Annotated in this window: 13 protein-coding genes; 5 read left to right on the top strand and 8 right to left on the bottom strand. The window is 37.2% G+C overall.

Annotation, left to right across the window (positions count from 1 at the left end; all coding sequences use genetic code 11):
• Positions 1-122 precede the first annotated feature (122 nt).
• The gene (locus tag HMAT_RS04520) at positions 123-989 is read left to right on the top strand and encodes a hypothetical protein (protein WP_104381602.1); all 867 of its coding nucleotides are present in this window, start codon (positions 123-125) and stop codon (positions 987-989) included.
• Positions 990-1,492: 503 nt separating this feature from the next.
• On the opposite strand, the gene HMAT_RS04525 is transcribed toward HMAT_RS04520, so the two are convergent.
• On the bottom strand, positions 1,493-2,698 hold the full coding sequence (locus tag HMAT_RS04525; protein ID WP_158655616.1) for a hypothetical protein: 1,206 nt from the start codon (positions 2,696-2,698) through the stop codon (positions 1,493-1,495).
• Positions 2,699-3,105: 407 nt separating this feature from the next.
• Complete coding sequence (locus HMAT_RS04530) at positions 3,106-3,990, bottom strand: DJ-1/PfpI family protein (RefSeq protein ID WP_104381604.1); 885 nt, start codon at positions 3,988-3,990, stop codon at positions 3,106-3,108.
• 374 nt (positions 3,991-4,364) lie between these two features.
• Here HMAT_RS04530 and HMAT_RS04535 point away from each other — a divergent pair, with 374 nt between their 5' ends.
• Positions 4,365-4,964, top strand: a complete 600-nt coding sequence (locus tag HMAT_RS04535; RefSeq protein WP_104381605.1) for an SMI1/KNR4 family protein — start codon at positions 4,365-4,367, stop codon at positions 4,962-4,964.
• Between the two features lie 256 nt (positions 4,965-5,220).
• Here the strand turns inward: HMAT_RS04535 and HMAT_RS27355 are convergent, their stop codons facing one another.
• From HMAT_RS27355 to HMAT_RS04555, 4 genes are all read right to left on the bottom strand, one after another.
• On the bottom strand, positions 5,221-6,228 hold the full coding sequence (locus HMAT_RS27355; protein ID WP_233789105.1) for a carboxymuconolactone decarboxylase family protein: 1,008 nt from the start codon (positions 6,226-6,228) through the stop codon (positions 5,221-5,223).
• Positions 6,229-6,295: 67 nt separating this feature from the next.
• A complete protein-coding gene (locus tag HMAT_RS04545; protein ID WP_104383294.1) occupies positions 6,296-6,709 on the bottom strand; it encodes a cupin domain-containing protein in 414 nt (137 codons plus the stop codon).
• A gap of 132 nt (positions 6,710-6,841) precedes the next feature.
• Positions 6,842-8,044, bottom strand: a complete 1,203-nt coding sequence (locus HMAT_RS04550; protein ID WP_104381607.1) for an aldo/keto reductase — start codon at positions 8,042-8,044, stop codon at positions 6,842-6,844.
• A 27-nt stretch (positions 8,045-8,071) separates the two neighbouring features.
• Complete coding sequence (locus HMAT_RS04555) at positions 8,072-8,836, bottom strand: SDR family NAD(P)-dependent oxidoreductase (protein ID WP_199768541.1); 765 nt, start codon at positions 8,834-8,836, stop codon at positions 8,072-8,074.
• A 213-nt stretch (positions 8,837-9,049) separates the two neighbouring features.
• On the opposite strand from HMAT_RS04555, the gene HMAT_RS04560 reads away from it, so the two are divergent.
• Positions 9,050-9,946 carry an AraC family transcriptional regulator gene (locus HMAT_RS04560; protein ID WP_104381608.1) on the top strand — a complete coding sequence of 299 codons (897 nt, stop codon included), beginning with the start codon at positions 9,050-9,052 and terminating at the stop codon, positions 9,944-9,946.
• A 246-nt stretch (positions 9,947-10,192) separates the two neighbouring features.
• Here HMAT_RS04560 and HMAT_RS04565 read toward each other — a convergent pair whose 3' ends face one another.
• On the bottom strand, positions 10,193-10,624 hold the full coding sequence (locus HMAT_RS04565) for a DUF6194 family protein (protein ID WP_104381609.1): 432 nt from the start codon (positions 10,622-10,624) through the stop codon (positions 10,193-10,195).
• A gap of 89 nt (positions 10,625-10,713) precedes the next feature.
• On the opposite strand from HMAT_RS04565, the gene HMAT_RS27680 reads away from it, so the two are divergent.
• Both HMAT_RS27680 and HMAT_RS04575 read left to right on the top strand, forming a co-directional pair.
• Complete coding sequence (locus HMAT_RS27680) at positions 10,714-10,902, top strand: hypothetical protein (protein ID WP_371412036.1); 189 nt, start codon at positions 10,714-10,716, stop codon at positions 10,900-10,902.
• Between the two features lie 62 nt (positions 10,903-10,964).
• A complete protein-coding gene (locus HMAT_RS04575; RefSeq protein WP_104381611.1) occupies positions 10,965-11,642 on the top strand; it encodes a CPBP family intramembrane glutamic endopeptidase in 678 nt (225 codons plus the stop codon).
• A 200-nt stretch (positions 11,643-11,842) separates the two neighbouring features.
• On the opposite strand, the gene HMAT_RS04580 is transcribed toward HMAT_RS04575, so the two are convergent.
• Complete coding sequence (locus HMAT_RS04580) at positions 11,843-12,052, bottom strand: hypothetical protein (RefSeq protein ID WP_104381612.1); 210 nt, start codon at positions 12,050-12,052, stop codon at positions 11,843-11,845.
• Between the last annotated feature and the right edge of the window lie 348 nt (positions 12,053-12,400).

Below are 12,400 nucleotides of genomic sequence, written 5' to 3' on the forward strand. Positions count from 1 at the left end.
AATATCAAAAGCTGTTTAGGGGATGTGACACCTGAAATGTTTATCGAAAACAGGTCAAAACAGCGGGATTTTCTAGTTTAGAGCATTTCTAGATTTGGAGAGACGTCGTAATTAGTATTAAAATGAGAAAAAAAACAGTAGCATTTGCATTAATGTTTTTATTGTACACTCTTGCTTTTGGACAAGGAATACAAAAAACTAAACCTGTGATAAAAACAGAAGAAATAACCTATCACGGAATAGATGGACGCCATATTAGCAGAATTGACAAACAAGGGCTCGATGAATATAAAGAATACAATTCAGATGGTACCGTTGCAAAAATATATGTAGTAGAATTTGATAAAAAGAAGAATAAGAATATTTATAATTTAAATGAAAGATATTTTTATGAAAAAGGAAAACTCAGCAAAATAGAAAAAATTGGCGCAATTACTGGTGAAAAACACGAAGAGCTATTGTTTTCCTATAATGAAAAAATGCAATTGATAAAAAAGATTGAAAATCAATTCGAAGACAATAAATTAGTGATGAATGAATTGAGTGTGTATACCGATTATTTTTATAATGAAAATGAAGAAACAGAAAAACGTTTCGAATATGACGGAACAAAACAAGAATTTCTGTTAACTTCCGTCGTCAAAAAAATATATGACCTTAATAAAAATATGATTCACGAAAAAACAGAAAATTTTGATGGCAATATATCCGGGGTAGTTAGTATAACGTATGACAATTTAAATAGACCAATAGAGATGCGGTCTTCTTATTTTAAAGAAACAATAAATTATAAATACAATTCACACGGAGATTTAGAAGAAGAAAAAACCACATCTGAAAAACGACCTACAATTGAATCATCTAACTACTCGTATATCTATGATAATTATGGAAATTGGATTGAACAAAAAGAAATTATAAGGAGAAATCCTACAGATGAATTTGAAGGCGGACTTTTAGTAAAAAGAAAAATTGAATATTACGAATAAAATTACCGTTAAAAAGCCGTTATATCGTCATTTTAATGGTTTCGATGATTGCTGCGCATATCGTTATGATATTCTCCCTGCAGTTCAGCGCTACAAATTTAAATAAGATATGTTCATGCAGGTACTGGCTATTACTCTCCACTTTGATTGGAGTTTAACACCGACTGTTTCTTTGGATCAATGGTACTATTAATTAGTTTTATTTTTCGCCTTTTTTCTATGGCAAATTAAACATTATACGCTGGAACTTAACTAGAAAAAAAGAATCTCTAGCGTATGGAGTCTGTTAAATTTCCCAGATTCTTACTACCAAATCTTAAGAGTCGGAAATTTATCGGTCATGTTTTCTTTATTTGTCGGTGCGTAAAATAGGGCCTTGTTACGTAGCTGAGCGCCAAATATAGGTAATTTCTATATACCGTTGTCGACTGCCTTGTCTAGCAATAGTTTCATTGGAGGTTATTAGTTAATGTAAATTGTTTTTTCTTAGATTTTAGATTCCATCATTGGGCCCATATTCTCATTAATGCCTCATCTTTTCCGTTCATATAGTTCTCGATTGTATACTTTATATTAATGTCAGGTTTTAAAGGTCCTTTTTTTCCTTTCCAAACCTCCCAGTATTTCGTCGAGTAGGCAATCACGATATCAGATTTTGGCAAACTAAAGCCCCTTACTTCTCCATAATGATTGATTGAGCCACTGGTTTCTTCGCCAATAAAGGTTGCATTAGAAGTTTTTTTCAATTCAACGGCGTTCATCACAGCCGAGGAGAACGTATTCTTGCCTATCAATACAAAAAAATGGTGTTTTTTATTTAGATAGCTATTTTTGATTTGTTCAATAAATGGAGTTAAAATACCGGAATTGCCGCCGTTGTTATACCTCAGATCCAGCACAATTTTATTTGGACGTTCGGCATTGATAAACTTGAATAATTCATTATTAAGTTGGTCGAATGGGAGAGATGAATCTTCACTGCACTTACTATAATTAAAATAAAGGGTTTTGTGGTCAGTAATGTAATCGAACCAATAGTTCCCTTTTTTCTTTTTTGATAGTAGGACGGCCGCTCCATCTACTAAATTTAACTTTTTTATGTCATTTCTTACCAATGAAGTCAATTTTATCTTACTGATTTTATTGTTGCTGCCAACAAATGTAAATTCTGCTTCTTTGTCTGAGTCAATGATTCCAAGCCCCTTTAAAAAAGCTGGGTTGTTTATAAAATGGAGAAGGTGATCATTGAAATAAGATTGATTTTCACTTAGGATAGCATCCTTAAATAAAGCATTAATCTGTTTGAAGCTATGGTTATTGATCGCGACTAACTTGCTTCCCAACAAAGACGCAAAAGCTGAATCTATACCTGTTAAATATATTCCTTCTTTAAACATATCCAGCTGAATGGGAAATATCCTATTGAATTTTCGTTCAACGAATGTATGCTCGTCTTTTATACTAACCATAAGCTTAAACAGCTCTACTGTGAACATATCATAATTCAAAGCATCAGCTTTGCCCACAATATCATCTACAAGCTTCTCAAACTTAGCTTTTGTTGTTTTTGCAAATAAATTGGTATGTTTTACAGGTAAAGTTTTTTTTAGATAATCTAGATCTTCAATATAGTCTGCTTTAGTCAATGCTTGGGAAAAGCCGACCGTAGCGACGAAAACAAGCAGAATGGTAAAGATTGTTTTATTCATATTCATTTAATTCCTTTGTAAACTATCTAAGATTTAATCATCAACTTAATTATATCTTGATCTGATGGGCAAGACACTTGCCAAAATGCTATCATGCTGGAAATAAAAACTTTGAATTGACAACACTGTTCGATTCCGGACACTTGCTCTCTAAAAACGGACACTAGTCAATCAATAGAAAGAAGCTAGAAGATATGATAAAAACACATACCCCAGTCGTCTCTTTTCCGAATATTCTTTGGAAATACTATTTTGGCTGTTCCATTGTCAATGGTATCCCAGGAATGCTATGGCTTATTTACCAAACACACAATAAAAATAAAAGAATAGGCCCAATGGTTAATATAAATACAGCCCATAAAAAATTAACAACTATTTTTTATGGACCGCTTTTTCAATTCCACGAACTACCCGTTATTCATTTTTGATTTTTCACAAGCGAGAAGTTCTTCCACACAGAGTTTGCCAAATTTGTCAGCTGCTAGTGGGCTATCTGCTGTAATCAATTTTCTGTCAACGTGACAATCGCCGGCAATTTTTTTATTTAAAATTTCTATACCCAGTTGTTTGAGTTTTTCGCCATACAACCAAGGCATCTCTCCAGGTTGGTATCCACTTTCTGGCAAAGTCATGTCCATTTCGTCAGGAAACGAGTTGATCTTATACCCCTTGTATGGGAATTCATCTTCACCGACACCATAAGCTGCGCTTAGGAGAGCTGCTGGACCATGGCAGATTGCCAACATGTATTTATCTTCAGCTACCACCCACTTAATAAGCTCTTTTACATCATTATTCTCAGGTAGTCCAATCATCGCGCCGTGTCCACCTGGAATAAAAACGGCTACATAATCGACATAAGCCTTACTTGCGTCCGCTATAAAATTCCTGAGGCTATGGGGATTTGAAAACTGTGTGTTATACTTTTCGAGAATTTTACCAATGTGTTCATCTTCATAAGGCATGGCCCACATCTCAAATTTTACCGTACCACCGGTGGGAGTGTAGAAGTCAACTTCGAATCCCGCTTGTTCGAAATGAAGAATAGGAACCAGCGTTTCGACAGGATGATTACCTGTTGAAAATTTCTTGCCATTTTTCATGGTCATATACCGCTCCTCTGTACAGAGCACGAGAATCTTTTTTCTGGTATCCTTGTTGACGTCGCCGTACTTCTTTTTGCTGTAATCTGTTTTAGTTGCAACCATTGCTTTTCTTGAAAAAAAGGATGGTTCGTAACCAATTCCGTCAAATACCGGTTCTTTGCTCAAATCGTTTGAAAATAATGACATAATAATATCGTTTATGATTTGTAATTCGTATTATTGATAACAACCAAATGTTTGCTGCTCTATTATAACTTGCGTTCATATATTTCCTATACAATGAAAATTTCGCAGGTTGAACAAGCCCATATTTTAGCTAATCTTTAAGAGATAACAACTGCAAAACCAATGCTGTTTCGCATAAAAAAATATTTCTATGTTGGACCTAACACCGAGCTGATCGAAGGAACTACCTCAATTTGAGTTTCAGAGAAAATATTTTTAAAGAACTAAAAACTCGTTAGAAAAAGAACTTTATGGAAAATTCGACCATCTCTTTCAAAGGCTAGATCTTTGAATAATTATACTTAATTTGGTAATTAATTAAAGGATGAAATCTGATGAAATGGTTATACGGAACAGAATTAAAAGATAGAGGCTCATTAGTGAAAGTCGAATCACATCTTGGGATTACATTTCCCTCAGATTTTCGAAAAGTTATATTAGAACATAATGCTGCTACACCAAGTCCTAATACAATTGATACCCTACGACAAGCGGGTAAGGCATTTGGCGAGCTTTTAAATTTTAATCTGGACGCAGCAGAAAATATCATCTCCTTATATCATCAATTGAAAAACAAGCTTCCTGCAAAGGTATATCCCATTACGATGGATCCCGGAGGAAACTTTTTGTGTTATGATTTCAGGATCGACATAGACAATCCAAAAATTATGAGGTGGGATCATGAGCAGAAATTTATCATTGAAGATCAGGAGTTAGTCATCAAAGATCATGAGGATGAATCTGATTATTACCATTTAGATTTCGTTGCGGACAGTTTTACCGAATTACTTAAAGTCTTGTATGGAGATGAAGATGATGAGTCCACTAGTTGGGGAAAATTCCGGGAAAACGACAAATTAAAACAATTTACAGGCGAAGATTTGATTCAGATCAATAGGATAAGGGCTTTACAGGGCTTACCACCAATAGATTGAAAAAAATAATTCTTTATCGAATAACTATTCGATTATATAGCAGCTGCCGCTAAAATTTCATCTTCTACAATTTACGTTTATTTCAAAAACTGTGAAGATATGGTCAACCAGCTATATACAAAGGTGGTCTTTGCCAATTTGCCACAATTTATAGCCAGACATCTGTGAAATATTCGTAGGGTTTACACGGGAAACATAGTTGGACATATCATAAGATGGATGTTTGTTATTCTCTCATAGCAAAACGATTTGACGTTTATAGTTTTTTGAAAATCTCCACCATAGTTTCATTATCAAGACTATTCATATCTAGCAATTTCAATGATTTTACCATTTTTAGCGTAGTGGTTTTATAATGCTGGAAGTGGGGTGTTTGTAAATGGGATTGATACGCTTCTTTATTGGCATACATTTCAATAATCCTTATCTGTGTCGGTCTCTTCTGCTCATACATCGGGAAAATGGCAATCACGCCCGGTTCTATTTTCACGGAAGCCGATGCTTCTTCTTTTAAAATGGCATGGTATTCTTCCACATATTCGGGTAGAATTTCAATTTCTGAGATACGCACCATGATACCTGGCTCTACAACTGGGATGATTGGTTTTGAAAGTATTTTTCTAATGGTGTTTGCCTGTTTCCTACTGATATGTTTTTCTATCAATGCTGCAACCTGTTCCAACTGACTTACTGTGATGCCTGTATTGATGCCCATTCCGATATGGGATTGTAATTGTGGCTCTACACCTGTCGTTGCCGCCAATGCGGAAATGGTTACTAATTCTCTTTGCTGATAGGTAAGCAGATCGTTGTCAAAAATATCCGCAAACAGATGTTCCTTCAGAAAGGCATCAATACGTGGGGCAAATTCTCCAAAACCGGGGGCGGGTTTTACCTGCGGTGTTTGGGTCAATGTTTGCAGTATTTTTCTCCCACGTTCGTATTTATCCGTGCTATCTTTTAAGGGAGCTGCATCTTTGCCGATTGCATCGGTAATCCCTTTGATTTTTCTGTCTTCCAATACTTGCATAAACGTACTGATACCATTCAGGCTTCTCGGAAAACCGCAATAGGTATATAGTTGTACCAATATTTCTTTTATTTCATTAATGTTAAGTCCTGCATCCAGTCCAGTGTTTAGCTGAATTTTCAGATTTTCCAAATCCCCGCTTGCTGTTAGTGCCGAAATGTTTACAATACTTTGCTGTTGGATATCTAATTTAGTGTGCATATTGGTATTATCTTGTGCTTTTACTGTGTTCACGCTTATCGTTATAACAAAAAATAAAATCCATTGCAAAACTTTCTTTGGCTTTATCATTCGTGATGTTTTATTTTTTATCAACCTCATTATATTCTGCATCCGTTACAGGTTGCAACCATGTTACATTTTCTTCGTCCTGATAGTTGGTTATAGCAATATGTATCATCCTGCTGTCGGCAGATGCTCCGTGCCAATGCTCCACACCCTCGGGGATATTTATAACATCGCCTTTCTTGATGACCTGTGCAGGTTTTCTCTTTTCCTGATACCAGCCTATGCCCTCGGTAACAATTAATACCTGCCCTTGGGGATGGGTATGCCAATTGGTTCTTGCTCCGCGTTCAAAGGTTACGTTGCCGAGGGCAAAATTATTGTTCTTGTCCTTTTCCTGCAGGATACGCAGGAATGCATCCCCAGTAAAATATCCGTTGGTGATTTTTTCGCCTTGCGGGAAAATCGAAGTATTACTTTCTTCTTGCATTGTTTCTGGTTTTTTATTGTTATTACAAGCTGATATTGTTGCTATACATGTAAGCAACAATATCAACCTTAGATTTTTGAAAATATTCATTGTTGTATTTTTAAGAATAAACCTGTTACGAGCCTTATTCCGTTAGTTTTGTACTTGCTTTTGTTCGGAAGCGGGGTAACGGTCGCCAACAATAGTAATATTGGCCACTGCCATTTCAAGTTCGCTCCATTCCTGTGCGCTAAAAGTGAAATCCAGTGTTCTTAGGTTTTCCTCCAAATGTGAAAGTTTGGTCGTTCCGGGAATGGGAACGATAAACGGTGCTTTTTGCAGCAACCATCCCAAGGCTACCTGACTGGTGGTAACACCTCTAGTCCGTCCGAATTTGTTTAGTTCCTCCACAATCCTGAGATTTGCCCGTATCGCTTCGGGGGTAAAACGTGGCAGGATATTCCGATTATCGTTGCCGGAATTGAAACTTGTATATTCGTTAATGGCTCCCGTGAGGAAACCACGGTTTAGAGGGCTGTACGGTACAAACCCGATGCCCAGTTCTCCACAGAGGGGCAATACTTCTTTTTCTACTTCACGCCACATCAAATGGTATTCGCTCTGTATGGCTGTAACAGGCTGTACTGCGTGTGCCTTGCGGATAGTTTCTGCCCCGACTTCACAAAGACCAAAGTGTTTTACCTTTCCCTCGGCGATAAGGTCTTTCACCGTTCCCGCCACATCTTCGATAGGCACATGGGGGTCAAAACGGTGTTGGTACAGCAATTCTATCACATCAATATTCAGACGTTTCAATGATGCTTCCACCATTTCACGGATGCGTTCGGGCTTGCTATTTGCTTGGGCGGGCATCTCGTTCTTTTTGTTTCCGGCATAGTTGAATCCGAATTTTGTGGTAACGGCAATTTTGCCCTTAAACTCGGCAAGTGCCTTACCTGCCAATTCTTCGTTGAAGAATGGACCGTAGGTTTCTGCTGTGTCAAAAAGGGTAACACCACGCTCCACCACCTCATGAGCCAGTTTTATCATGGCTTTTTCATCGGGATGTGTGCCACGATGGTAATTCATTCCCATGACACCGAAGCCCAATGCCGAAACTTCCATCGCGGCACTGCCTTTCCCTAACGTACGGCGTTTAGTAATGACGGGCATAGTATTTTCGTTTTGACTTTCTTTTGAACTTGTTGTTTTCCGCTCTGCACCTGTACAGCTTGATACCAATACAGTAGGAGGAACGCAGGCAGCAGCTCCAAAAAGGGCGGCTCTCTTTAAGAAATCCCGGCGGTTGGACGGGTTGCTATTCTCATTGTTCTGAAATACTGTTCTGTTACTCATATCTCTATTTTTAGTTTATAAATCAATTTATTGGATGCTGTAACCGCCGTCCACGACCAGCGTATGGCCCACTATTAGGCTTGCGGCATCACTGCACAGGAATACCACGGCACTGGCTATTTCTTCGGGCCGGCCGAGACGACCGACAGGTACGGCTGCTAACATCGCATCCAGTGCATCCTGCTGACCACCAGCCATCATTTTATCCGCCATTGGGGTATGGATTAGACCGGGACAGGTGGAGTTGATACGTATTCCCTGTGAAGCATATTCCAATGCTGCACTTTTGGTAAGTCCGATCACGCCGTGTTTGGCTCCGTGGTAGGTTCCTCTCTGGGCGCCTCCTAAGATACCGCCAATAGACGAACAGTTTACGATAGCACCGTTGCCTTGCTTACGCATCTGCTGTAATTCGTATTTCAAGCAGCTCCACACGCCACGAAAATTTACGCCTGTAACCCTGTCAAAATCTTCCATCGTTTGGTCTGCGGTATCCGCCAGCACATTTTGGATACCAGCATTGTTATAGGCTGCATCCAGTCTTCCGAATGTCTCTACTGTTTTATCGACCATTGCCTTCACCTGTGCATCATCCGAAACATCACAAACAATAGCGCGTGTTTTATATCCAGCTGCCGTTAGTTGGTCTGCTGCCTTGTTTACCAAATCTCTATCCAAATCAGCTAATGCTACCGACGCACCTGCCTCTGCGAATGCTTTTGCAGTAGCAAATCCAATACCCTGTGCAGCTCCCGTAATAAGAACAACTTTATTTTCCATCAGTTTCATCATCAATCTTTTGTTTACTATTATTATTAAAATGCTGTTTATGTTTGCCGTGATTTGCATCACCTTATACGTTTACAATACAAAGGTCTTATCTTATTTATATATATTTCTTATACATTCCACGGATCATGCTACCATTTTCACTGATTTGCACCAAATTGCATAGAGGGGTAGAAATATTGGGTAAATTTGTATTCATTTTTAAATGCAAATAATATGGACGAAGTTTTAAGAATTGATACGGTAAGTGAACACGATGCTTTTTATCATAAGGAGAATTTACATCCCTTGGTAAGCATTATGGATTTTGACGGCAGGGTGCCGGAAATCTATGCGTCCAAGATGAATTTTGGCTTTTATGCGGTGTATTTAAAAGAAGTGATGTGCGGTGATATGAAATACGGAAAACATACCTATGATTATCAGGACAGGACATTGGTTTTTGTTGCTCCGGGGCAGATCATCAATGTGGATATTAACAAGGATTATAAACCGCAGGGCTACGCTTTGCTGTTCCATCCCGACCTGATACGAGGCACCTCTTTGGGTAGGCATATTGATGAATATACGTTCTTTTCGTACCAATCCAGTGAAGCGTTGCACCTGTCAGAAAGGGAAAGAAAGATTGTGTTGGATTGTTTCGACAAAATCAAGTACGAACTGGAACGGGGTATGGACAAGCATAGCAGAATGCTGATTGCATCCAACATTGAACTTTTTTTGAATTATTGCATACGTTTTTATGAACGTCAGTTTATCACCCGTAATGAGGTAAACACTGATATTTTAGTCCAGTTTGAAAAGCTGTTGAACGAATATTATCAATCGGACAAGCCGCAAACAATAGGTTTACCGTCTGTTACCTACTGTGCCGAGCAATTAAACCTTTCTACCAATTATTTCGGTGATTTGATAAAAAAAGAAACAGGTAAAACGGCTTTGGAATACATCCAACTAAAAATAATGGCGTTGGCTAAACAGAAGATATTGGATAACCGAAAAACCATCAATGAGATTGCATACGAATTGGGGTTTAAATATCCGGCGCATTTTACAAGAGCTTTCAAAAAGAATACTGGTTACACTCCTAACGAATATAGAATGCAGAATTGAGTTATTTAGATGCATGGAGCTATTTTACAGACGTCCATTTGTACGCAATCACTTGACATTGACCGGTAAAGCGCTTCATCTCACTGGCTATACTACGATACGGCGGTGTATTATACCTCGCGTCTGATCAATAAACAATTAGCTCAGTTGAAATATATAACGTTTTAATTTCTTTGATTTTTCTATATGTATTTAACTGCAAGCTATCATGAGTGGTATGATCTAAAGAACAAGTGCTTTTTAGAATTACTCCATCTCTATATTGAGCTTGTTATTTTGTTTTTTATCAAATCGTTTCTTGGCGATTAGATACGCCTCATCGATAAATTGAAGGGTCTGGATCAGTTTTTCTCCAGATGGATTAAGTATGCAGATAAAATTTTGTGCTGCATAATGGGGATGGGGCAAAAAAGTATTCAAGGTTGTAAAATCCCATTCAATTCCAGATTCGGAAAAAAGTTTGGCAAAGGATTCTTTCGAAACTCCGATATTGACACGGAAAATATCCTGGCGATTGAGTTTTGATACATCGTCGTATTCATTATCCGAATCAGCGGTACTCACAAATGGAAGTCTATGATCTGTTCCATAAAAAAAAAGATGGTAGCCGAAGCTCTGCTGTTCTTGAACATTGTCAAGCTTTTCTCTTAGGTATTTTTCAATTATCTGTAATGACATAATAAAGCGACTGATATTTGCTAAATTAAGTGCTTAACTTTATATTAGCAAGTAGTTACCATAATGATAGTAAGGTTATGGACCTTAAAATGTTGGAGGAAAGAAGAATAATAAAACGTAAGATCTTTGCTACTATACCACTGGCCGTTGAATATTCTTTAACCCGAACAAGAAAATATCTGACATACTTAAAAGTAAAGAGCAGCATATATGAATGTCATTGTAGGGCTTCAATTAAAAGTTACAGATCTTTTAGAAATTTCATTATATTTATATAAAATTTTTATTAGCAGACACTTGAGTTATATTTAATGCCTAAAAAATATATAAACTTTTACCTATGATCGGCATTATTATCATCTTGTTCTTATCTTGGATTTTGCTATGGTTAATCGAAAAAAAGCAGCTTACGGTCCTAGGACTAGCGATAACAAAAAATAGGTCTAAAGATTTTCTTATAGGACTCGGGATAGCCAGTTTTGTTTGCGCTGCTTATCATGTTATGAATGTCTATCTGGCCGATAATTTTTGGATTTACAATAAGCAGATGTCTATTCAGGTGCTTTTTAATAGTATATGGTGGATCTTAAAATCTGTGCTATTTGAGGAATTTATTTTTCGAGGAGCATTGCTTTATATTGCAATAAATAGGATAGGGGCTATGTGGGCCTGCATGTTATCAGCAATTTCATTTGGTGTCTATCATTGGTTTTCATACGGTTCTTTTGGAAACCCATTACAAATGCTTATTGTTTTACTTATGACTGGTTCGTTTGGATGGGTTCTCGCCTTTGCGTTTAAGAAGACAGGTTCAATTTATCTGCCAATAGCGATTCATCTAGGCTGGAACCTTGTAAATATCTTCGTTTTTTCAAATGGTCCGCTTGGTCCACAATTGATGATTAAAGCTAATGCCAATCACCTGGAGGGGCTAATGTCCTTATTTACTTTCTTGTTCCAAATTTTTGCATTACCACTGGGGACATACTGGTATGTAAAAAAATTTGCTAAAGAATAGTGGATCTTGGATTTTAGATTGTTTCATTGAATGTTAATAATTAGGAAATGGAGACACAAAAGATAACACAGCCGGATAACACAGCAGTAAGAACAGCATTATGGCGCGTTGATAAATTTAGCCTATGAAAATCTTACTTTGGGACATAATGTAATCATTGATGCTGTAAATCCGGTTCATGAAAGCAGAAAAATGTTCAATCAATTGGCAGAAAAAATCAAAGCTGACTCAAGCTCCTGTTGAGACTTCTTGCTCATTACATTAAAAGTCTCCGTTTTGGCTAGGTCGGCACCTGGGTTATTAAAGTGGAAGATCCCGACTAAAAGCGCTTCCTTTTTTGTATTTTTTGTTTGAACGGCAGCATATGCTGCAAAAAATAGTATTCCAAAAACTATAAGGTAATTTCTCATCAAAAACAATTTTACGTAAATAAATTGAAAATTGAGATTTAAAAATATTTCAAAGAATATACCCAACCATATGGCTTACTCTAGTTATCGAATTTTAGTTTTAGGTATTGATATCTCTACTGTTTAGCAACGGTTCAAATTAGCCCGGTTGTATGAAGGAACGTTCGGGCAAATGGCAGCAGAAAACGGCTGGCAGTTTAAATTTTAGTCGGTATTGTCGAATAAGAAATTTATTGAAATGTTAACGGGAAGGAAATACATCAGTCAGCATGGTAAAGGTGACTTCAATTCACATATTCCTATAAATGAAGAGAATCGCTAGAACGAAAATGGGAACAATAGATTTTT

It is taken from the genome of Sphingobacterium sp. HMA12 (assembly GCF_002933815.1).
Taxonomy (GTDB): Bacteria; Bacteroidota; Bacteroidia; order Sphingobacteriales; family Sphingobacteriaceae; genus Sphingobacterium.

What these genes read in the sequence shown, in the direction of transcription:
- HMAT_RS04520 (WP_104381602.1), top strand. Translation starts at nt 123, where the DNA reads ATGAGAAAAAAAACAGTAGCATTTGCATTAATGTTTTTATTGTACACT.
- HMAT_RS04525 (WP_158655616.1), bottom strand. Translation starts at nt 2,698, where the DNA reads ATGAATAAAACAATCTTTACCATTCTGCTTGTTTTCGTCGCTACGGTC.
- HMAT_RS04530 (WP_104381604.1), bottom strand. Translation starts at nt 3,990, where the DNA reads ATGTCATTATTTTCAAACGATTTGAGCAAAGAACCGGTATTTGACGGA.
- HMAT_RS04535 (WP_104381605.1), top strand. Translation starts at nt 4,365, where the DNA reads ATGAAATGGTTATACGGAACAGAATTAAAAGATAGAGGCTCATTAGTG.
- HMAT_RS04545 (WP_104383294.1), bottom strand. Translation starts at nt 6,709, where the DNA reads ATGCAAGAAGAAAGTAATACTTCGATTTTCCCGCAAGGCGAAAAAATC.
- HMAT_RS04550 (WP_104381607.1), bottom strand. Translation starts at nt 8,044, where the DNA reads ATGAGTAACAGAACAGTATTTCAGAACAATGAGAATAGCAACCCGTCC.
- HMAT_RS04555 (WP_199768541.1), bottom strand. Translation starts at nt 8,836, where the DNA reads ATGATGAAACTGATGGAAAATAAAGTTGTTCTTATTACGGGAGCTGCA.
- HMAT_RS04560 (WP_104381608.1), top strand. Translation starts at nt 9,050, where the DNA reads ATGGACGAAGTTTTAAGAATTGATACGGTAAGTGAACACGATGCTTTT.
- HMAT_RS04565 (WP_104381609.1), bottom strand. Translation starts at nt 10,624, where the DNA reads ATGTCATTACAGATAATTGAAAAATACCTAAGAGAAAAGCTTGACAAT.
- HMAT_RS27680 (WP_371412036.1), top strand. Translation starts at nt 10,714, where the DNA reads ATGTTGGAGGAAAGAAGAATAATAAAACGTAAGATCTTTGCTACTATA.
- HMAT_RS04575 (WP_104381611.1), top strand. Translation starts at nt 10,965, where the DNA reads ATGATCGGCATTATTATCATCTTGTTCTTATCTTGGATTTTGCTATGG.
- HMAT_RS04580 (WP_104381612.1), bottom strand. Translation starts at nt 12,052, where the DNA reads ATGAGAAATTACCTTATAGTTTTTGGAATACTATTTTTTGCAGCATAT.